We start from the raw sequence: 17,716 nt of genomic DNA, 5'->3' as shown, positions 1-17,716 counted from the left end.
GCTCAGGCAGCGCGAAGGCGGTCGGGAGACTGGTGGTTGATGGCGCGGCCAGCGTTGGGCAGGCCCTTCCAGATATTGCTGATCGTTCCCCGGGAGACTTGGAACTGGTCTGCGAGGACGTACACGCTGACAAAGCCGCGCATGGCGTTGATGTAGTCCACGTGTTCGTCAGTCAGCGGCTGGCCCTTCGGGGGCGGGACAGGCGTTTCGAACTCGGGATGCAGGTATGGGGGAGGGGGCGGCACGGGCGGATGCCATCCGGCGCGGTCGCGCACCATGAAGGCGATGCCGTTCATACGACAGCCCGCAGCAGCCAGCCCAGGATCTGCGGGCCGAAGAGGAAGAGCGCGGCAAGGGCGAAGCTGGCGGGCCAGGCCCAGAGCGGGATGTCTGCGTCCTTGCTCCAGTTGCCTTTGCCGACGTGGTCGCGGGGTGCGATCAGACTGCCCAGCTTGCGGGCTGCCTGCTTGATCGTGACGGGGTGACGGTGGCGCACCGGGGGCGCGCTTGCGCTGATGGAGTTCATGTCGGGTTCCAAGGATCGGCCGCGGCGTGGCGGCGGGTGAAGTAGTCGCCGAGGGGCGCCAGCACCAGCCGCGCGAACGCGAGCAGGCCCAGGCCCCAGGCGAGGGTCTCAGTCAGGGTCATTTGGATATGCGCAGGGGCGCGAGGCTTGCGGAGAGTTTCCCTTTTGGGAACAGGGCTTGCTCGGGACTGTTCGCTGATCGAGGAGTCGCTGTTAAACGCGGTGATCAGTTCTTCCGGGGGGCTGGAAGGATGGGAATCCGGGGACGTTTCGACGAGTTCTCGGTGTACTAGAATCTTGAGGTTGGTCGTACTGTTGCAGGAGAGCACGTCATGCTATCGACATTGATATACCGGAGCCGTGTCGTTGAATTGATGAGTTCGGAAGATCTGAACGGTCTTTTGATGCAAGCCCGCGAGCGGAATGTGGCACTGCACGTGACAGGCGTATTGCTTTTCGACGGTGTGCATTTTGTGCAGCTCTTAGAAGGCCCGGATGAGGCAGTGGCTGAGATTTTTTCTGCCATCAGGCGCGACCCTAGGCACAAGAACGTTGTGCTTTTGATGCGAGATCAGGGGCCGCATCGACGTTTCGGCGGAGATTCGATGGCAATTCTCGACCTTCGAAATCTCGACTCGCAGCGGGTGTCTTCGCTCATCCTCCAAAAGATGCGCAAGAAAGCCAGGTTGGCGAGCAGTGATGACCGAGTAGTTAAGATTCTTGGCTGGTACGCGCTTGCAAGTGGGACCGACCATATTGTTGAGGGCGAAGACGCAGATAACTGGCGATTCGTGGCAAGCGGGCCCTCTTTGGCGCATGAAGACCCCGATGCGCCGGCGCGGTCGTATCCTTTTGCGTTGCAACCCATCGTCGATCCCCTACGGCGCAAGATAACTTCATTTGAGTTCCTAATCCGTAGCAAGACCGGAGGATCCCCGGAGCAAATGTTCTCCAGTCTCGATCCTGTGGAGCGTTACATCCTCGACCTCGAATCTAAGTCATCCGCATTTGAGCTGGCCCGCCGATTGAACCTTGCGGACGTGAAGCTCTCGGTCAACCTCTTGCCAATGTCGTTGATAGAAGATCCTGCGGCTGTCGAACGCTTAGTCGATCAGATTTCTGCGTGCGGATGGTCGCCGCAGGACGTCATAGTCGAGGTTACAGAGCAAGAAGCCATAGCAAGCCCTCAAGCGTTTAAAGACGCCATCGAACGCGTCCGCCGAGCCGGTATTGGCGTGGCAATCGACGATTTTGGCGCCGGCTTTGCGGGGCTATCCCTTCTTGCAGACTTCCAGCCAGACAAACTCAAGATTGATCGACAGATCATTCAGAATATTCATCAGGATGGACCTCGCCAAGCGATCGTTTGCGCCATTGCACGCGCGTGCTCCGCAATGGGAATTACGCCAGTTGCCGAGGGCGTTGAGCGGATTGAGGAATGGTGCTGGCTTCAGGCTGCCGGGTTCGAACGTTTCCAAGGCTATCTGTTCGCGAAGCCCGCATTGAATGGGGTTCCCGAAGTGCGGTGGCCTGAGCGAACCTCGCAGCATTAAAGCTCGGGCTTTCAGGTGGGTTGGTGCGGGAGGGCAGGGGAGGCAGCTTCGCTTCCATCGGCCCAAGAGGAAACCTACTTGTTGATGGTGCTTCCGAAATTGAAAACGTCGATCAGTTCTTCGATGAAGCGTACGAGTGCTTCGAGCATGGCATTGCTCCGTGGATTGGAAGGGGGGATTGGGCCGGGTTTCCACCGGACTGCCTGCCTGGATTTCTCGGCGGTCTACCCCTCATGCCGAAGCTTCGGGCGAATGGGTTGATGGTGGCCGGAGCTGATCCCGGCTTGCGGTTTACTCGGTTGCCGTGGGGCATCGCCCTACACCGCCACATGCACTGGAACGATTTCCAGCCACGCTGAACGTCTGCTGCGCATCAGCACTGCGCGATCACCATCATCGGGTCGGGCTGGATTCGAACCAGCGCGACATGCCTGCCTTCGGATGCGTCAGGGCGCGACCCCGTTGCATTGCCGACCTCCCGAGCGTCGGGCGCTCTTCCGCTGAGCTACCGACCCGATGATGGTCCTGCGCGCTAACGCGGCGCAGGTCGGGACTGTCTGTTATGCCGCCGTGGGGCCGAGGCCCCGCTTGCGCTTTGGATTGAAGATGGTGTTCTCGGGATCGTTACCGCCGAACATGGTGCCTCCATGGTGTCCAGACAACAGCGCCTGCCGATACCCCGCACGCGGGGCATGAGCCGGGGCTGTCATTCGGCGAGCGGAATCGCTACCAAGTCACGAAGGCCGACCTGCAGCAGCTCGCGGGCGCGCTCTTCGGGCACCCCTGAGTTACCCATAATCTCCAGCAAGTCGCTGTCGCTGGCGTCGTCGCGGAACTCGCCGACCAGAACGTCGAAGTGGACCCCTTGGCGCATCATGATGCGGCCGGCCGCAGCGAGTAGGGCGCCCGCTTCGTGAATGCTGATTTCTTCCATGATTGCTTCTCCTTAGGTCGAAAACTAGTGGTGGGAGCATTGGCGTTGCCCGGACACGATTCCGGATATGCTCAGTCGTCACTCAATTACTTCCTGGAGCGCGTGATGGGCGATAAGACAGCAAACGACAAGGCGCACGAATTGCTAATAGAGTTAGCTAAGTCAGATGCTCTTTGGCTTAACTATTTCGAGACGACTAAAGCTTCCGACCTGGCCATGGGCCTGACGCACGGCAACTACCTCGCTGAGGTAATAAGAAAGGTGCATGAGGCTTATAGGTCGGCGGACACTAAGCCCTACTGAGCTGGGCGACCGAGTAGCCGAATCGCTTTGGTAAGGGTCGAGTCGCAGCGCTGGCCGAAACCCGCTTTTCGGCGGCTGGTTACACTTCCGCCTGAAAGCAACTTTGGGGAGCGGATGTGTACTTAAGACTGATTTCAACGGCGGTGGCGCTCGCCGCTACTTCGGCCGTTTTTGGCGCTTCCGTCAGCGCCGAGGACCGGAAGGCATGCTCGGTCACGTCCAGTCTGGGGAAAACTGTGATGCAGGCTCGTCAGGCTGGCATGCCTATGTCAGAGCTGATGGACGTCTTTTCTAAGCCCGGCAGGGCGGACGATGGAGAGTTCGGCAGATCATTGGTGGATTGGGCCTTTGAAGACCCCAGGTATTCCACTGAAGAGGCAAAAGAGCGAGCGATTAGGGACTTTGAAAATGAGGTTTACAGAGCCTGCTACCAAAGGGCCAAGGAAAGGGCCTCGCAGAAGTAAAGCTTGCCGGGGTTATCGTCGCCACGCCCGGCTGGGCGTTGCCTGGCTATGAAAGCCCAAGCACACAGGGTCCGGGGGCGCGTCGGCGCCTGGTTGTCCTGTTTCGCCCGTACTCCCTCGCGGGGAGCGGGCGGCCTCGGTTGTTAAAGAGCGGTTCTCGCCTTTCCCCATTCCGACTTTGTGGCGGTGACGTCTCCCGCTTGAGGCGATGCCCTGACTGCTGGCGGAGGGTCCGTGGGGGGGGCTTGCTGCGCTGTGTTTGCAGCGCGACCGCAAGCTTAGACGCCTAAGATTTAAAGTGTCAAGGAAAACTTAGTTGTCTAAGATTATGGTCGCAAAAAAAGCCCGCGCGAGGCGGGCGGTTGTGGGGAAGACTTAGTAGGCTGGTGTGGCCCAGAGGGCCAGTAGCACCACTAAGAGCGAGATCAAAATTCGAGTCATTGACTGCTCCTGTGCCTAGGTTTTTCGGTGACCTAGCACATGGATAGTCATGATCAATTGGAGATAGTCAGGCAACAAAAAAGCCACCCGGAGGTGGCTTGCAGTGTCGGGCGGATCTACACCAAACGGAAAGGTCGAGAAAGGCTTGCAGGGGCGGAGGGACTTACGGGCTGAACGTTGTATCGCTCAGGCGTCACAACGCCTGCCTGCACAAGTCGTTCAAATTTTTCCGATGCTTGCTGCAGCTTCTCCCGGTGTTCCGGTCCACGCGCAGCGAGCTCCTTCATCAAGACGTCAGCAGTTCGTTCGCTTAGGGACATTGTTGGCTCCTAGGTCTTACTGTAGTGCAAATAAATTGGGGTCGATTGCTTGTCTGCAAATTCAAGCAAAAGCTCAGCATACTGCCTCACCCGCAATCGTAGGTTAGCATCATGAGTGTAGTCCTCAATTTTCAATTTGAGGCCTGTTTGCAGCTTATTTATTCCTATCATCCGCCCGTGAGAGTGCCACAGCTGATTGTTGCTAAGGTCAGTTGCAATCTGCTGGGCACGCTCTTGTTTTTGTTCCACAGTGACGGGGCTACCCGGATTAGTCGTTTGATGCTCGTTCCAGTCTTTGAACTTGTACTTGACCAACCATTCCTTCAGCAGGCTGATCGAGAGGTCTCGCGCTTGCTCGTACCGTCGAAGAGTAGCTAAATCAAGTCGCTGTAGCATTAGTAGCTCAGCGTCTGTAAGGAGACCATTCATTGACTTGTCGATGAACTCTTTGACTTTGTCGATGTAGCCCAGCGCAGGCACCCAGTTGCCATCCTGGAGGCTGACCTGTGGGTCGATCGGCCCCAAGGAGGACGTGTAATCCATGTAGATCTTGTCACCCGACATACAAAAAATAGTTCCGGCCGACATCGCCGCCCGCGGAACAATGAAGAAGACCTCGTCGAAGTTGTGACGAACTACCACCACCATCTTCTCAACCGCTTCGACCAAACCTCCCGGCGTGTCAAGGACAATCACCAAGCGTCCCGGATTTGTAAAGCGGTCCTGTTTCTGTCTCCGTGTCGCCAGTGCTTCAACGCTCTCCACAAAGCGGCCTTGAATTGCTGGGTGAATCTGACCAACGTATGACAAAACGGGGCAACCGAACTCTTCCTCTAATTGTTCGCCATAGTAGTTAAGTCCGTAGCCGATATGGGTGTCGAGATTTGACATCAAGCGGTTCCTTTGGTTGGGAATTTTCTGCTGATAGTTCGATGCGCTACATCTAACTTCTCGCCTACTACGCTCTGCAGTCTGCTAGAACCTTCACGACCGCACCCACTGTCCAGCCTCGTCGTCCCGCAGCTTGGCACCAGCCCACACCACCTGCCCAAGCACGCGCACAGGGTGGCCGTTCTCCAACGGAATGTCGTAGTAGGCCGGATTGAACGAGCGCGCGACCCAGCGCCCAGTGAGCTTGTCTCGTGTCACAGTCTTGACTAGCATCTTGCCGTCGTAGTTGATGGCGTACACGCCGCCGCTGGCCACGTCCTGCAGCGTCAGGTTTTCGTTGGGGACGACGAGTAGGGCGGCGCCGTCACGAATGACTGGCTCCATGCTGTCGCCTTTCGCATACACCACACGGGCCTTTCCGTTGTCGGCGCCCACCGCCTTGAGGAATGAGCGGCGGAACTGGATCATGCCGGTCTGGTCTTCGCTGTGGTTCTCGATGCCGTCGCCCGCGGCCAGACGCACCTCAGCCAGCTCCGGCACTTTCTCGAATCTGTCATTGGCGGCGTGAGGCTCGCCCGGTCCGGCGTTCGCCGTCACGCCCGTTTGCGTGCTGATTCTGATCTTCGGATTGCGCTCGGCCTGGAACGTGGTGTGGCCGCCTTCCCACGGAGCGGGCGGCAAGCCCGCAATTCGCATAGGGAAGGGGTCATCAGCATGGTCCATGTCGACCAGGCCGCCAGGCTTGTGAGCCCGCAAAGGAATGACGTTGGCAGTGACCGGTGCCTGATGCGAAACCTTGATCCCGAGCTTCAGCTGCGCGATGGCCAACGCCAAAGCGCCCTGCAGCGCGTTCAGCTGAGCAGGGGGCAAGGCGCGGACGTCCTGTTCTGAAATTTCCGGAAAGGGCCACGGCGCCGTGGGCGGGATGGCTGGAACCTCGGCGGATCCGTCTGGGCGGTTTCGCTTGGGGCCGGTGCCGTCGTACAACCACTGCGCGTTGACTTTCAGCAGCGGCGCGACCTTCATGCACGTCGCCATATCCATGCCGTTCGACCCGTTGAACCAATGGGTCGCGGCGCCAGACGATGCGTCAGCAGCCTTCCATATGTCCGTTTTCGTCAGGCGTGGCTCGCCCGCGTCCGCGCGACGGGCCGCTTCTTCTTCGAAGGCCTGCTTAATTCTTTCCTGAAAGGTCATCTTAGGATGCTAAACAAAAATTCTCTTAGATGGCTTGCGTTTAAAATCTTAGACAACTAAGATACGTGCCATGAGCGACCACACAAACGACTCCGATCTCATAGACGCCTACGGCGGGACCAGCAAGGTAGCAGCCCTATGTGGACTCACAACCGGGGCTGTTTCCCAATGGCGCACCAACGGCATTCCGAAGGCTTGGAAGGAGGTCCTGCGCCTTGCAAAACCGAAGGTCTTTCGGATCTGGGCGGCAAAGCGCGCGCCGGCCGAAGTGGCGAGGGCGGCATGACATCAATGCACCGCCTCGGTTTGCGTTCGGCTGTCGCTCGACAGGAGCCCCCCAATGCATAGCCTCTACATCCGCTTCGTGCTGTGGCTGATTCGTGCCGCTGCTGAGCGCATTGCCGACGAGCGTATCGCCGCGGCAATGCAGCCTGGCGGCGCTATTTGGCGCAATCGATCAACTTCGACGCGAGTTGAGCGCGAGCGGATTCGATGATTTTTGCGAGCGTCATTTCCGATGCTTCCCGAAGAGGAATCGAGATCTGCGCCTTTCCGATGAAGTGGGGTGGAACAGCCGTGAAATCCGACTCGAGCATGAACTTCACGTCGACAAACTCCGAATCTTCGGTGGGCTGCACGATGGATACAAACTTCAAAGTCATGGTCGGCCCCCTCCTTACTGGGGCGGGTGTCTTGTGTGAGAGCAACCATTCTAAGGGGCTGACCACCCATTTTCAGGAGGGAGTGCATGGATAGCGCTACGACGCCGGCCCAGCCGGCACCGCAGCCGGCGGCACCGGCAAAGCCTAGCGACAAGGTCCAGATCGGGCCGTTGGACGTGTAGGGCGCAATTCGTCTTTCCATGCAGCGCATCGTAAGGCCGCTGCTCAGCAATAGATACGTTCAGGAAATTCACAGATGAACATCACCACTGCGGCCGATTTGACGGTGCATGACTACAAGGGCGGCAGCGAGGCGCTGGGGGCGGTTATCGGCATGTCGCCGGCCGTGCTGCGCAACAAGGTCAACCCCAACAACACCACGCATCACCTGACGCTGGCTGAGGCCGACCGCATTGTGCGAATGACGGGGGATGTGCGCATCCTGGCCGCCTTCGCGCATGGCAACGGCTATCTGCTGGTCAAGGCGCCCGAGTCCTGCGGCGAGAGCGACATGTCAGTGCTGGAGCAGGTCGCGGCGCTGATGATCGCGCATGGCCGGTTCGGTCATGAGGTGTACGACGCCCTGGCTGATGGCGGTGTTGACCAGCAGGAAATGCAGCGTGTGGATGCTGCGGGCCGCGCCCTGATGGAAGCAGTCGCGGGCGTCGCGCGCCGGCTCAGCGGGATGGCCGAGCAATGATCCATCGCGGAACGTCTGGTGTACCCGTGCGGCCGCGTGTGCCGTCCACGGAGCGCAAGGGGGCGGCGCTATCGCGCGCGGCTGCAATGATGTGCAACGGCGCGAAGTTCCATCGGTGGGTTGAGTCCCGCATCGGCGCCGCCCCCGATGGCGTGTCTGCTAGCCAGCACGCGGCGCAGTACGTGCGCGACGTGTGCGGTATCACCAGCCGCGCGCAGTTGGACCACAACGCGAAGGCAGCCAGCTTGTTCCATGAGGCCGTGCGCAAACCCTTCGTGCAGTGGAGCGGCATCTATGGCTGACTGCCTGCACATGTTCCGGGGCTACCGCGTGCCGCCTGAGACGGTGGAGCAGGTCAAACAGGCCATCATCGATACGCGTGGCCGCGTGAACCTCGATGAGTTGCGGGCCATCGTGCGGCCGGCCATGAAGGCCGTCGATCCTTGGTCCAGCACGTCGCGGGCTGACGCCGCCGCGTGCGCTGTCGACTCGTTCCTGTTCGACGCGGCGCGGGCCGGCCTGGTCACGCGACATATGAACGGCTGGAAGTTCCCGGCCTGGTGGCGCGTCAAGAAGCAGCCGGGGGCGGCATGTCGCTGACACGCAAGACGCCCCTCAAGCAGAAGACACCGCTGAAGCGTGGTGCGCCGATGATGCGCGCAACGCCAATGCCGCCACCACGTGCGGCCATGAAGGCGCGCAAGAAGGGCAAGAAGCCGCCCAAGACGGTCTACCGCAATCAGGCGCTGCTTGACCTTGCCAAGGGCGAGGAATGTCTGCTGCGCGTGCCCAGGTATTGCCAGGGCGACACGGATACCACGGTGGCCTGCCATTCCAACCTGCTGCGCGACGGCAAGGGGAAGGGCATCAAGGCGCACGATTGGGCCATTGCGTTTGGCTGCGGTCCCTGCCACTGGTTCATTGACCAATCGCCAGCACCGCTGGAACAGAAGCTCACCTATTTCATCCCCGGCTTGCGCCTTACGCGCTTGCGCATCATCGCCTTGGGCAAGTGGCCCGAGGAAGCCGAGCGCGGTTATCAGGCGCTCTACGGAGTCACCGAATGAATTACTACAGCCACAACATCGGCGACTACGCCCAGGCCACGATGCATCTGAGCCTGGTGGAAGACGCCATCTACAGCCGCCTGCTGCGCCGCTACTACGCGGAAGAACAGCCGATCAAGGACGATCTGCAGCTGATCTGCCGGTGGGTGGGGGCGCGCACCGAGGAAGATCGTGCGGCTGTTCCCATGATCCTGAAGGAGTTCTTCGAGCTTACGGACGGCGCTTGGCGCAATAAGCGGGCGGATAGCGAAATCGCCGCGTATCAGGAGAAGGCGAAAACCAACCGGGTTAATGGGAAGGCTGGCGGGAGGCCGAAGAAGAAACCCAACGAAACCCAGTCGGTTTCTGGTGGGTTGCCAGAAGAAACCCAAGCGGATGCCACGGGAAACCCAGACGGGGCCCAGGAGAAACCCAGTCGTAACCCTAACCAAGAACCAAGAACCAATAAATATTCCGTTCCTAATGGAACGGGCGGCGCGCCGCCGGAGCCGCCTTCGGCTGTCGATCAAATTTTTGCCCTGGGCCTGCCCTTGCTCATCGCTGCCGGACAGCCGGAAAAGCAAGCCCGCTCAATGCTGGGCATGTTCCGCAAGAATCACGATGACGCGGACATCGTCCGGGCCATCCAGCAATGCGTGGACGACCAGGCAATTGAGCCCGTGGGGTACCTGCAGCGCGTCTTGCGCTCGGGAGCGGCCCGGCCTTCACGCCCGCTGAGCGCGGCACAGCGGCGGGCATCGTGGAACGAGGAGATGGGGGCGGCGGTCGGGGCGCCCGGTGCTCCCCGCGAAATCAACATGGGAGTAATCGATGCAACAACGCACTGACGCGCTGGAAGTGCGCACCCTGGGGGACATGGTGGTTTCCGAATTGCGTCTGCTCTACGGAGCGAAGTTCGCCCAGGCGTGGGAAGGTCTGACCCCACGCGAGGTGAAGGATAGTTTCAACCAGAAACTGGCGGGCTTCACGGAAGCGGAGGCCCGTGTCGGTTTGGTCGCGTGCCTGGGCCGAGACTGGCCGCCGACGCTGCCGGAGTTCATGCGTCTTTGCCGACCGTGGATGGACCCGGAAACGGCGTTTCATGAGGCGGTTGCCGGTGTGGCTGCCCGCAAGCGTGGAGAAGTCGGCATGTGGTCACATCCGGCGATTTTCCATGCCACTCGCGCCGTGGGCTCGCACGACCTGTTGAACTGTGGCTATGGCGTGATGAAGCTGCGATGGGAGCGCGCATTGCGGGATGAGTTTGCCCGTGGGCAGTGGGACGCGGTTCCGGCGCCCGCCCCGGCTTTGCCTGCTCCGGGTGGCACGCTTGCCACGCGTGAAGATGCCGCAAAAGCAATGGCGAAAATGGGGGCGCAGGGCATCGTAAATCCGACAGACAGAGATCCGCGCCGCTGGGCAAAGCGCATCCTGGAAGAGGCGCAGCGGAAGGGCGGGCGGCTTCCGTCGCCTGCGGTGTTGCGGATGGCCCAGGCCGCCGTTGATTCGCCGGTGGACGTCGGGGGCGCCGCATGAGCGCGATGCAAAGAACCAAGGGCGCGGCCTTTGAACGCAAGGTGGCCAACCTGCTGACCGATGCGACCGGCACGACCTGGCGCCGACGTGTGCGCAACCGGGCCGGCGATAGCGACGTGGTGGCGGACGATCCCGCGTTCGCGCGCATCAGCATCGAATGCAAGCACGCGAACGTCCTTTGCCTGCCGGCTTGGTGGCGACAGGCGCAAGCGCAGGCCGGCGAAGACGGCGTGCCGGTGCTGATCTACAGGCAAACGGGGGCGCGCGGTGAATGCGTGATGGTGGACGCCCACCACATAAATCCGAAGACTTTTCCTGTCCGAGGGCGGCATGCCGTCTCGTTCGGATGGGAAGCAGCTATGCAATGGATGCGGGAAATGCTGCCCGCGAAAGTGACTTACTCCCCGGGGATTATCTGATGACTACTTTGACCCTTTCGCGCTTTCCTTCGACCCCCGTCGTCGAAGTGCAACCGAGCCGACTGTTCGCCACCGCTCACGCGGCGCTGACCTTTGCCTACAACCATACGGACCAAGTGTATGACAAGCCCATGATGGCGCGCCTCGCACAAGCTCAATCCCAGGCTGGTGCCGAAGGAAAGGGCTTGGGTGGCACGGATGGAGCGGGACAGGCTGCGTTCGTCCTGGGCGCGCTGGATAAGCTGCCCCGACTTTACCGTTCAATCCTGGTCGCACGCTTCGCGCCGCGCACCGACCGTTGCAAGTGCTGCCAGGGCACTGTCGATCGACATGATTGGCTGGCGGCCGTGCGCGAGATATCCGACGCGGCGGCGTGCGATGCCCTGTCCGCGCATCCGACGCCTCGTGTCCTGCGCGATGCAATCGTGGCGCGCTACTTCGGGAAGGATGTGAAACTCTCCGATGCCGCCGAGCGGGCCGGCGTAAGCGCGGCGACGGCTACCAATCACAACGGCAAGATCAAGCTCTGGCTCTATGGGACGCGCACCACGAAGCGGAAGGGTGGTGAGCGTGGCGCGGGCCAGAAGGGCGTCGAAGCGCACGCGATGGACTATGCGGCCGACCTTCTGGCGGCAAAAGGCTTGTGCGACTGACGCTTGCAAGGTTGAATTTTCTCTGATAAAGTTCGTCCCGTTTAGTCAATTTGAATAAGTCCGCCTAAAAGAAGCCCGTCTGCGAATGCGCGGGCTTTTTGTTTGAGTGCCAAGTTCCCGAGTAAGACCTAAGTACAATGTCGCGATCCGAAAATGACTAGGGCACGGGATGGATATTCGAGAGATGATCGCGGGGCGCATGACCGATGCGGGCGGACGCCTCACGGTTCGTAGCGCCCTAAATCCGATGCTGTGGTTATGCGCAATCGTGTCAGCCCCTTCCGCGATAGCTCTGGGGCTGTCACCAAGAGATTTGTGGTGGCTGCAAGTACTGGTGGTAGTTCCTGTCGTTGCCACGGTAGTCGGCTTTTGTTTCCTGCTGATCTTCGATCGGGACAAACTTCAGTCTGAGGACTACCAAATTCGAAAGCGCACTTTGGAACTTATGCAGCAAGACAAGGGAATGACAAGTCCTATGCCGCTAGCGAACGCGTCTGTGATTACTCCGGACGCTTTTATTGAAAACGGTCAAATGGGCGGGGATCCCAAGTGAAAGCTTTTCTTCTTGTATTCGAACCCGAGGTGGGAACCCAGCAGGAAGTCAAGGCTGTAGTGGAGCAGAGTAAGAAGGTTAAAACCTGGCGATACGATATGCCGAACTCGTTCTATCTGATTTCCACCTCCTCTGCTAAAGAATTAGCAGAGGACTTGCGTACCTCACTCCCGAATGGCAGGTTTATTGTGACCGGTATCGATGAATACTGGGGGTGGAACAATAGCGATACTTGGTACCTTCTTAAGCACAAGAAGTTGAAGCCGAAAGCGGAGACACCAAAAACGCTATAGAGGAAAAGTAATATTGCTAGCATTCGCTAGGCGCCAAAGCCCCGATACGGATTCTCCGGTCGGGGCTTTTAATTTGGAGGCTCAGTGGAAAGCACCCGGGAAGATGACATAGGGAATCGGCATGAAGCTCACGACACTCAAGCCGCGCATTGCAATGGCCGCCTCCAGGCTGGCCGTTGCGCCCACGCCCAGCACAAAGCGCATGACGGGCCGCAAGCTGCAAAACCGCCGGTTGCGTGTCTGGTCTGCTGATCCACATTGCGCCCACTGCGGCGCTCTGACCGTGTACCCCGAGGGGTTCGAGCTGGACCACAAGGTCAGCCTGAACGATGGCGGCGCGGATACCGACGAGAACTCGCAGGTGCTGTGCGTCTCGCGCGATCCGCACGGTCGCAAGGTCGGATGCCACGACGCCAAGACGCGTCAGGACATGGGATACAGGAGCCGCACCTAATGGCACAGATCACAGTCAAGCTTTCCCTTCGCGTCGCGTGGTGGGTGCGCTGGTACCTGGTCGGCGTCGTCATCGCGGCACGCTTGACGGGCGCAACGCCGGACATGACCAAGGTGGAACGGTGGATCAGGCGCGGCCTGTCCGTCCCCGCCAGCAGGAAGCCGTAGGGCGCCTCTGCTTGGAGGTCGGGTCCGAGGCGCGCCCGGTCCATCGTCGCGTCCTGTAGGGCCTCTGCGCGGATCCCTGGGGCATCGGCAGAAGGGGGGCAGCGCCGGTGGTCGCGCGGCAGGCAGTGGGGCGGGTCGAAAGTCTAGGGCGGCTCGACCTTGGAAACCACCTGTTCCCTCACGCACAGAAAATTTCCCCGTTTCGGAAAATTGTTAACCCAATCTTGTTAACCAAAACCTATGGCATTAACCGACAAAAAGCGCCGCTTCGTCGATGCGCTGCTGTCGGGTCTAACCGGTGCGAAAGCCGCTATCCATGCGGGTTACAGCGAAAACGGGGCGGCCCAAGCAGCCGCCCGCCTGATGCGTGACAAGCATGTTCTGGCCGCCGTGGGGCGCATTGCCGAGGTTAACAAATCAGTTAACAAAAATCGGATTAACAAAAAGGCCGAATCACCGAATCCCAAGGAGCCGGATTCTCCGGCAAGCGGACCGCAAGCCACAGCCGCCGACACTGATCTCATCGACGGAATCGGCTTGAAAGCTCTCGGGCTTACCTCAGATCCGCGGGCTGTTCTCGTGGCGATCATGAACGACGCGGGGGAAGAGCCGAAACTTCGGCTGGAGGCGGCCAAAGCGCTCATGCCGTTCACGCACGGGAAAATTGCGGAACAGGGCAAGAAGGGCGCGAAGCAGGAGGCGGCAAACAAGGCTGCTACCGGTGGGCGATTCGCGCCGCCACCGCCTCCCACGCATCTACGCGTTGTCGGGAAGGGGTAAACCATGGCCTGGACAACCGCGTGCCCTGATTGGGCGGAACGCCTGCGCGCGCGACAGTCGATCATTCCGCCGCCGATCTACCCCGACCAGGCCGAATATGCGCTCGGCATCTTCAAGCAGCTCAAGGTCGTAGATCTGGCGCAGGTCTACGACGAGGCCATCGGGGCGTACCGACACCAGACCTTCGGGGAGTGCTCCGAAGAATGGGTATTCGACTTTGTGCGGGCGATCTTCGGCGGATATGACGCCGCCACCGGCAAGCAACGGATCCGGGAATATGGCCTGTTGATCAGCAAGAAGAACACGAAATCGACTATTGCCGCCGGCATCATGCTGACGGCGGTAATCATCTGCTGGCGCCAGGAAGAGGAACACTTGATCCTGGCCCCGACCAAGGAAGTCGCAGACAACAGCTTCAAGCCAGCAGCCGCGATGATTCGGGCGGACGAGGAACTGTCCGACATGTTCCACGTTCAGGACCACATCCGCACCATCACTCACCGGACGACGCGCAATAGCCTCAAGGTGGTGGCCGCCGACACCGATACGGTATCGGGCAAGAAGTCCGGTCGCATCTTGGTCGATGAATTGTGGCTATTCGGCAAGCGCGCTAACGCGGTGGCGATGTTCCTGGAGGCGCTCGGCGGCCAAATATCGCGTGATGAAGGCTGGGTAATCTACCTGACCACACAGAGCGACGATCCGCCGGCGGGTGTCTTCAAAGAAAAGCTCGCCTACTGGCGCGACGTGCGAGACGGGCGGGTGGTCGATCCGAAGACGCTGGGCATCCTGTACGAGTTTCCGGAAGAAATGGTCGAGGCAAAAGCCTATCTCGACCCGGCCAACTTCTACATCACCAATCCGAACCTCGGCCGCTCGGTCAGCGCCGAATGGTTGGGGGATCAGCTCAAGCTATTGCAGGCCAGAACGGACGGAGCATTCCAACAATTCCTTGCCAAGCATCTGAATGTCGAGATTGGGCTGAACCTGCGTTCTGACCGTTGGGCGGGTGCTGATCACTGGCTAAAGCGGGGGAAGCGCGTACTGACACTTCGCGCGCTGATGGAGCGTTCCGAAGTTGTCACGGCCGGTATCGACGGCGGCGGCCTGGATGACCTGCTGGGCCTGGCATTTCTAGGGCGCGAGCGTGGGACGGGAAACTGGCTGCATTGGGCGCGAGCCTGGGCACACCCGTCTGTTCTGGAGCGCCGCAAAGAGATTGAGCCCAGGTTGCGCGATTTCGAACGGGCTGGCGAGTTGGTCATAGTCAAGCAGATCGGCGATGACACCGCAGAACTGGCGGCCCTCATCCGCCAGGTGTATGACGCGGGTTTGTTCCCCGAGAAATGTGGAATCGGTGCCGACCAAAACGGCGTGACCTTCAATGACGCGCTGGTAGAGGCTGAAATCCCCGAGGAATTGATCGTCGGTGTGTCGCAGGGCTGGAAGCTGGGCGGCATCATCAAGACAGTGGAGCGCAAGCTTGCCGAAGGCACCTTCGTACATGGCGATCAGGCTCTGATGGCTTGGTCTGTGGGCAATGCTCGTATCGAACTGCGCGCCAACGGCATCTTGATTACCAAGCAGGCCAGCGGCACCGCAAAGATTGATCCCTTGATGGCGACATTCGATGCGGCGCAATTGATGGTCCTTAATCCCGAGGCCTCCGGCCGGTCGGTATACGAGTCCCGCGGGATTCGATTTATCTGAGAGAACTCATGAAATTACTGGACCGCTTTCTGGGCGGCTCGGCGGACGAGTCGGCGCCTGAAGCCGGCCCACGCCTTGAGCCCACCATTGCGCTAGAAAGCGCGCAGGCGTCGGCGCAGCCCAGGGGGCAGGCGTTCCGAGGCTTGGATGATCCAGCGCTGCTGGAATACATCCGCAGCGGCGACTACAACAGCCGGGTCGAGTCGCTACGGAACATGGCCGCACTGCGGTGCGTGTCGCTGATCGTCACTTCACTTGGCATGTTGCCGCTCAACCTGATTCGAAACGACGCATCCAAGGCGCCAGCGAAAGACCACCCGGGATATCGGCTGATGAAGCTCAAGCCGAATGGGTGGCAAACGCCCTTCGAATTCAAAAGCATGATGCAGCTGCATGTCCTGCAGCAAGGCAATGCCTACGCCAGGGTTATCTGGTCAGCTGGCAGACCGATCGCCCTGGTGCCAATGGCGCTCGGGTCCGTCAAGGCCGAGCTTGTGGGTTGGGAGATGCGTTACACGTACACCCGGCCGGATGGCCAGCAGATAAAGCTATCCCAGAAGGAGGTGTTCCACCTGCGGGATATCACCATTGATGGGGTGGAGGGGCTAGGCCGCATGAAGCTCGCGCGCGATGCCATCGCACTGGCGCGTGACGCCGAGCGCGCCGCTGGCCGCGTGTTTCGGACGGGCAACCTGGCCGGCGGCGCGGTGGAGGTCCCCAAGGCGCTTTCTGATACGGCCTATGGTCGAATGCGCAGCTCGCTGGATACGGACTTTGCCGGAGCCGACAACGCAGAGCGCTGGATGCTGCTGGAGGAAGGCGCCAAGGCGAACAAGTTCAAGGCCACGGCAGCCGAAGCGCAGCATAACGAGAACCGAAATACGCAAATCGAAGAAGTAGCGCGTGCCTTTGGCGTGCCGCGGCCGCTCTTGATGATGGACGACACCAGTTGGGGGTCGGGCATTGAGCAGCTTGGGATCTTCTTCGTGCAGTACGGGCTGCAGTTCTGGTTTACGGCGTGGGAACAAGCGGCGATGCGCACCTTCCTGACCGATGAGGAACTGGACGAGTTTGCCTACAAGTTCAACGAGCGGGCGCTGATGCGCGGCACGTTGAAGGACCAGGCCGACTATTTCGCCAAAGCGTCAGGCGCTGGCGGCCATGCTCCGTGGATGTGGCAGAACGAGATCCGGGAGCTGTCTGACCTCGCGGCGAGCGATGACCCGCAGGCAAACAAGCTGCGCGACCCCATCACCCAAAAAGGAAAACCCAATGAGCCTGCTGCAACTGCCTGAGATCAAGGCGGATGCCCGCCTTGGTGCTGCCGACTTCGATCTGCGTCCAGACGCACTGGAGCGGTGGGCGCCGCAAGTCCGCGCCGCAGCGGCGGACGAAGACGCCACCATTTCGATCTACGACGCCATCGGAGATACCTGGGATGGCAGCGGCGTGACGGTCAAGCGCATTCAGGCCGCGTTGCGTTCCGTCGGCGCCCGAGACGTGACGGTGAATGTCAACTCGCCTGGCGGCAATTTCTTTGAAGGAGTGGCGATCTATAACGCGCTGCGCGAGCACAAGGCCAAGGTCACGGTCAAGGTGTTGGGCTTGGCTGCGTCAGCGGCGTCGGTAATTGCGATGGCGGGCGATGAAATCCTGATGGGTCAGGGATCGTTCCTGATGATCCATAACGCCTGGGCAGTAGCCATCGGGAACCGCCACGACCTGATCGACGCAGCCGCGAAGCTGGAGCCGTTTGACGAGGCGATGGCACAGGTTTATGCGGCTCGAACGGGCATGACGCCGAAACAGGCCGCAGCCCTCATGGACAAAGAAACCTGGATCGGCGCGGATCAGGCGGTCGAGGATGGCTTCGCCACAGGGCTGCTGGATGGCACCGCAGTCACCGAGCAGCCGCAATCGAGCGGCGAACGGCGGGCCCTGGCCCAGGTGGAGGCGGCCATGGCTCGCGCCGGATACAGCCGCTCGTCTCGCCGCGACACCTTCAAAGCACTTTTCTCCGGCAAGCCGAGCGCTGCCACAACCACCACGCCGTGCGCTGGTGACGACGTAGCAGCCCTGCTGCAAACCACACTTACAACCCTGCGAGGTTAAAC

The 17,716-nt window shown here is 60.3% G+C and carries 25 protein-coding genes and 1 tRNA gene; 18 read left to right on the top strand and 8 right to left on the bottom strand.

Annotation, left to right across the window (positions count from 1 at the left end; translation table 11 throughout):
- Positions 1 to 2: 2 nt before the first annotated feature.
- Genes CLM73_RS25580 through CLM73_RS29325 form a run of 3 tightly spaced genes read right to left on the bottom strand, consistent with a single transcriptional unit; the run spans position 3 to position 648 of the window.
- Complete coding sequence (locus CLM73_RS25580; RefSeq protein WP_105240816.1) at positions 3 to 296, bottom strand: hypothetical protein; 294 nt, start codon at positions 294 to 296, stop codon at positions 3 to 5.
- On the bottom strand, positions 293 to 526 hold the full coding sequence (locus tag CLM73_RS25575; RefSeq protein WP_105240815.1) for a hypothetical protein: 234 nt from the start codon (positions 524 to 526) through the stop codon (positions 293 to 295). Before CLM73_RS25575 ends, CLM73_RS25580 begins: the two co-directional genes overlap by 4 nt.
- The gene (locus tag CLM73_RS29325; RefSeq protein ID WP_267896103.1) at positions 523 to 648 is read right to left on the bottom strand and encodes a hypothetical protein; all 126 of its coding nucleotides are present in this window, start codon (positions 646 to 648) and stop codon (positions 523 to 525) included. The genes CLM73_RS25575 and CLM73_RS29325 overlap by 4 nt, the downstream gene beginning before the upstream one ends.
- Before the next feature lie 210 nt (positions 649 to 858).
- Between CLM73_RS29325 and CLM73_RS25570 the strand changes: the two genes are divergently transcribed.
- Complete coding sequence (locus CLM73_RS25570; protein ID WP_105240814.1) at positions 859 to 2,079, top strand: diguanylate phosphodiesterase; 1,221 nt, start codon at positions 859 to 861, stop codon at positions 2,077 to 2,079.
- A 397-nt stretch (positions 2,080 to 2,476) separates the two neighbouring features.
- On the opposite strand, the gene CLM73_RS29055 is transcribed toward CLM73_RS25570, so the two are convergent.
- Positions 2,477 to 2,594: transfer RNA gene (locus tag CLM73_RS29055), tRNA-OTHER, on the bottom strand.
- A 191-nt stretch (positions 2,595 to 2,785) separates the two neighbouring features.
- Positions 2,786 to 3,013, bottom strand: a complete 228-nt coding sequence (locus CLM73_RS25565; RefSeq protein ID WP_105240813.1) for a hypothetical protein — start codon at positions 3,011 to 3,013, stop codon at positions 2,786 to 2,788.
- Between CLM73_RS25565 and CLM73_RS29050 the strand changes: the two genes are divergently transcribed.
- The gene (locus tag CLM73_RS29050) at positions 2,993 to 3,316 is read left to right on the top strand and encodes a hypothetical protein (RefSeq protein ID WP_158685941.1); all 324 of its coding nucleotides are present in this window, start codon (positions 2,993 to 2,995) and stop codon (positions 3,314 to 3,316) included. The two genes, CLM73_RS25565 and CLM73_RS29050, sit on opposite strands and share 21 nt — an antisense overlap.
- A 1,234-nt stretch (positions 3,317 to 4,550) precedes the next feature.
- On the opposite strand, the gene CLM73_RS25550 is transcribed toward CLM73_RS29050, so the two are convergent.
- The 3 genes from CLM73_RS25550 to CLM73_RS25535 form a co-directional block, all read right to left on the bottom strand.
- Positions 4,551 to 5,432 (bottom strand): SDH family Clp fold serine proteinase, encoded by an 882-nt coding sequence (locus CLM73_RS25550; protein ID WP_105240810.1) that lies wholly within the window; start codon positions 5,430 to 5,432, stop codon positions 4,551 to 4,553.
- A gap of 93 nt (positions 5,433 to 5,525) precedes the next feature.
- Positions 5,526 to 6,629 (bottom strand): S24 family peptidase, encoded by a 1,104-nt coding sequence (locus tag CLM73_RS25545; RefSeq protein WP_105240809.1) that lies wholly within the window; start codon positions 6,627 to 6,629, stop codon positions 5,526 to 5,528.
- Positions 6,630 to 7,069: 440 nt separating this feature from the next.
- On the bottom strand, positions 7,070 to 7,291 hold the full coding sequence (locus CLM73_RS25535) for a hypothetical protein (RefSeq protein ID WP_105240807.1): 222 nt from the start codon (positions 7,289 to 7,291) through the stop codon (positions 7,070 to 7,072).
- Positions 7,292 to 7,547: 256 nt separating this feature from the next.
- On the opposite strand from CLM73_RS25535, the gene CLM73_RS25530 reads away from it, so the two are divergent.
- From CLM73_RS25530 to CLM73_RS25460, 16 genes are all read left to right on the top strand, one after another.
- On the top strand, positions 7,548 to 7,991 hold the full coding sequence (locus CLM73_RS25530) for a phage regulatory CII family protein (RefSeq protein ID WP_063955520.1): 444 nt from the start codon (positions 7,548 to 7,550) through the stop codon (positions 7,989 to 7,991).
- On the top strand, positions 7,988 to 8,293 hold the full coding sequence (locus CLM73_RS25525; protein WP_158685940.1) for a hypothetical protein: 306 nt from the start codon (positions 7,988 to 7,990) through the stop codon (positions 8,291 to 8,293). The genes CLM73_RS25530 and CLM73_RS25525 overlap by 4 nt, the downstream gene beginning before the upstream one ends.
- Positions 8,286 to 8,591, top strand: a complete 306-nt coding sequence (locus CLM73_RS25520; protein WP_105240805.1) for a hypothetical protein — start codon at positions 8,286 to 8,288, stop codon at positions 8,589 to 8,591. The genes CLM73_RS25525 and CLM73_RS25520 overlap by 8 nt, the downstream gene beginning before the upstream one ends.
- Positions 8,582 to 9,058, top strand: a complete 477-nt coding sequence (locus CLM73_RS25515; protein WP_105240804.1) for a nuclease domain-containing protein — start codon at positions 8,582 to 8,584, stop codon at positions 9,056 to 9,058. The genes CLM73_RS25520 and CLM73_RS25515 overlap by 10 nt, the downstream gene beginning before the upstream one ends.
- Positions 9,055 to 9,885, top strand: coding sequence for a YdaU family protein (locus tag CLM73_RS25510; RefSeq protein WP_105240803.1), 831 nt, complete (start codon positions 9,055 to 9,057; stop codon positions 9,883 to 9,885). Before CLM73_RS25515 ends, CLM73_RS25510 begins: the two co-directional genes overlap by 4 nt.
- Positions 9,869 to 10,573, top strand: a complete 705-nt coding sequence (locus tag CLM73_RS25505; RefSeq protein WP_105240802.1) for a hypothetical protein — start codon at positions 9,869 to 9,871, stop codon at positions 10,571 to 10,573. The genes CLM73_RS25510 and CLM73_RS25505 overlap by 17 nt, the downstream gene beginning before the upstream one ends.
- Positions 10,570 to 10,992, top strand: coding sequence for a hypothetical protein (locus CLM73_RS25500; RefSeq protein ID WP_234015744.1), 423 nt, complete (start codon positions 10,570 to 10,572; stop codon positions 10,990 to 10,992). Before CLM73_RS25505 ends, CLM73_RS25500 begins: the two co-directional genes overlap by 4 nt.
- Positions 10,992 to 11,645 carry a hypothetical protein gene (locus CLM73_RS25495; RefSeq protein WP_158685939.1) on the top strand — a complete coding sequence of 218 codons (654 nt, stop codon included), beginning with the start codon at positions 10,992 to 10,994 and terminating at the stop codon, positions 11,643 to 11,645. Before CLM73_RS25500 ends, CLM73_RS25495 begins: the two co-directional genes overlap by 1 nt.
- 169 nt (positions 11,646 to 11,814) lie before the next feature.
- A complete protein-coding gene (locus CLM73_RS25490; RefSeq protein ID WP_158685938.1) occupies positions 11,815 to 12,198 on the top strand; it encodes a hypothetical protein in 384 nt (127 codons plus the stop codon).
- Complete coding sequence (locus CLM73_RS25485) at positions 12,195 to 12,491, top strand: hypothetical protein (RefSeq protein WP_105240798.1); 297 nt, start codon at positions 12,195 to 12,197, stop codon at positions 12,489 to 12,491. Before CLM73_RS25490 ends, CLM73_RS25485 begins: the two co-directional genes overlap by 4 nt.
- A gap of 121 nt (positions 12,492 to 12,612) precedes the next feature.
- Positions 12,613 to 12,945 carry an HNH endonuclease signature motif containing protein gene (locus tag CLM73_RS25480; RefSeq protein ID WP_105240797.1) on the top strand — a complete coding sequence of 111 codons (333 nt, stop codon included), beginning with the start codon at positions 12,613 to 12,615 and terminating at the stop codon, positions 12,943 to 12,945.
- On the top strand, positions 12,945 to 13,112 hold the full coding sequence (locus CLM73_RS29185) for a hypothetical protein (RefSeq protein ID WP_199778205.1): 168 nt from the start codon (positions 12,945 to 12,947) through the stop codon (positions 13,110 to 13,112). The genes CLM73_RS25480 and CLM73_RS29185 overlap by 1 nt, the downstream gene beginning before the upstream one ends.
- 240 nt (positions 13,113 to 13,352) lie before the next feature.
- Positions 13,353 to 13,892: a terminase small subunit gene (locus tag CLM73_RS25475; protein WP_105240796.1), complete on the top strand. Its 540-nt coding sequence runs from the start codon at positions 13,353 to 13,355 to the stop codon at positions 13,890 to 13,892.
- A 3-nt stretch (positions 13,893 to 13,895) separates the two neighbouring features.
- On the top strand, positions 13,896 to 15,602 hold the full coding sequence (locus CLM73_RS25470) for a terminase large subunit (protein ID WP_105240795.1): 1,707 nt from the start codon (positions 13,896 to 13,898) through the stop codon (positions 15,600 to 15,602).
- A gap of 8 nt (positions 15,603 to 15,610) precedes the next feature.
- Complete coding sequence (locus CLM73_RS25465) at positions 15,611 to 16,897, top strand: phage portal protein (RefSeq protein WP_105240794.1); 1,287 nt, start codon at positions 15,611 to 15,613, stop codon at positions 16,895 to 16,897.
- Complete coding sequence (locus CLM73_RS25460) at positions 16,875 to 17,714, top strand: head maturation protease, ClpP-related (protein WP_105240793.1); 840 nt, start codon at positions 16,875 to 16,877, stop codon at positions 17,712 to 17,714. The genes CLM73_RS25465 and CLM73_RS25460 overlap by 23 nt, the downstream gene beginning before the upstream one ends.
- Positions 17,715 to 17,716: the final 2 nt, after the last annotated feature.

It is taken from the genome of Achromobacter spanius, assembly GCF_002966795.1.
GTDB lineage: Bacteria > Pseudomonadota > Gammaproteobacteria > Burkholderiales > Burkholderiaceae_B > Achromobacter > Achromobacter spanius_D.
The sequence above is the reverse complement of the archived record's forward strand: the minus strand, read 5'-3'. Positions and strand labels throughout refer to the sequence as shown.

What these genes read in the sequence shown, in the direction of transcription:
- CLM73_RS25505 (WP_105240802.1), top strand. Translation starts at nt 9,869, where the DNA reads ATGCAACAACGCACTGACGCGCTGGAAGTGCGCACCCTGGGGGACATG.
- CLM73_RS25510 (WP_105240803.1), top strand. Translation starts at nt 9,055, where the DNA reads ATGAATTACTACAGCCACAACATCGGCGACTACGCCCAGGCCACGATG.
- CLM73_RS25495 (WP_158685939.1), top strand. Translation starts at nt 10,992, where the DNA reads ATGACTACTTTGACCCTTTCGCGCTTTCCTTCGACCCCCGTCGTCGAA.
- CLM73_RS25515 (WP_105240804.1), top strand. Translation starts at nt 8,582, where the DNA reads ATGTCGCTGACACGCAAGACGCCCCTCAAGCAGAAGACACCGCTGAAG.
- CLM73_RS25580 (WP_105240816.1), bottom strand. Translation starts at nt 296, where the DNA reads ATGAACGGCATCGCCTTCATGGTGCGCGACCGCGCCGGATGGCATCCG.
- CLM73_RS29185 (WP_199778205.1), top strand. Translation starts at nt 12,945, where the DNA reads ATGGCACAGATCACAGTCAAGCTTTCCCTTCGCGTCGCGTGGTGGGTG.
- CLM73_RS25565 (WP_105240813.1), bottom strand. Translation starts at nt 3,013, where the DNA reads ATGGAAGAAATCAGCATTCACGAAGCGGGCGCCCTACTCGCTGCGGCC.
- CLM73_RS25570 (WP_105240814.1), top strand. Translation starts at nt 859, where the DNA reads ATGCTATCGACATTGATATACCGGAGCCGTGTCGTTGAATTGATGAGT.
- CLM73_RS25475 (WP_105240796.1), top strand. Translation starts at nt 13,353, where the DNA reads ATGGCATTAACCGACAAAAAGCGCCGCTTCGTCGATGCGCTGCTGTCG.
- CLM73_RS25500 (WP_234015744.1), top strand. Translation starts at nt 10,570, where the DNA reads ATGAGCGCGATGCAAAGAACCAAGGGCGCGGCCTTTGAACGCAAGGTG.
- CLM73_RS25460 (WP_105240793.1), top strand. Translation starts at nt 16,875, where the DNA reads ATGAGCCTGCTGCAACTGCCTGAGATCAAGGCGGATGCCCGCCTTGGT.
- CLM73_RS25490 (WP_158685938.1), top strand. Translation starts at nt 11,815, where the DNA reads ATGGATATTCGAGAGATGATCGCGGGGCGCATGACCGATGCGGGCGGA.
- CLM73_RS25575 (WP_105240815.1), bottom strand. Translation starts at nt 526, where the DNA reads ATGAACTCCATCAGCGCAAGCGCGCCCCCGGTGCGCCACCGTCACCCC.
- CLM73_RS25550 (WP_105240810.1), bottom strand. Translation starts at nt 5,432, where the DNA reads ATGTCAAATCTCGACACCCATATCGGCTACGGACTTAACTACTATGGC.
- CLM73_RS25520 (WP_105240805.1), top strand. Translation starts at nt 8,286, where the DNA reads ATGGCTGACTGCCTGCACATGTTCCGGGGCTACCGCGTGCCGCCTGAG.
- CLM73_RS25470 (WP_105240795.1), top strand. Translation starts at nt 13,896, where the DNA reads ATGGCCTGGACAACCGCGTGCCCTGATTGGGCGGAACGCCTGCGCGCG.
- CLM73_RS25465 (WP_105240794.1), top strand. Translation starts at nt 15,611, where the DNA reads ATGAAATTACTGGACCGCTTTCTGGGCGGCTCGGCGGACGAGTCGGCG.
- CLM73_RS25545 (WP_105240809.1), bottom strand. Translation starts at nt 6,629, where the DNA reads ATGACCTTTCAGGAAAGAATTAAGCAGGCCTTCGAAGAAGAAGCGGCC.
- CLM73_RS25525 (WP_158685940.1), top strand. Translation starts at nt 7,988, where the DNA reads ATGATCCATCGCGGAACGTCTGGTGTACCCGTGCGGCCGCGTGTGCCG.
- CLM73_RS25530 (WP_063955520.1), top strand. Translation starts at nt 7,548, where the DNA reads ATGAACATCACCACTGCGGCCGATTTGACGGTGCATGACTACAAGGGC.
- CLM73_RS29325 (WP_267896103.1), bottom strand. Translation starts at nt 648, where the DNA reads ATGACCCTGACTGAGACCCTCGCCTGGGGCCTGGGCCTGCTCGCGTTC.
- CLM73_RS25480 (WP_105240797.1), top strand. Translation starts at nt 12,613, where the DNA reads ATGAAGCTCACGACACTCAAGCCGCGCATTGCAATGGCCGCCTCCAGG.
- CLM73_RS25535 (WP_105240807.1), bottom strand. Translation starts at nt 7,291, where the DNA reads ATGACTTTGAAGTTTGTATCCATCGTGCAGCCCACCGAAGATTCGGAG.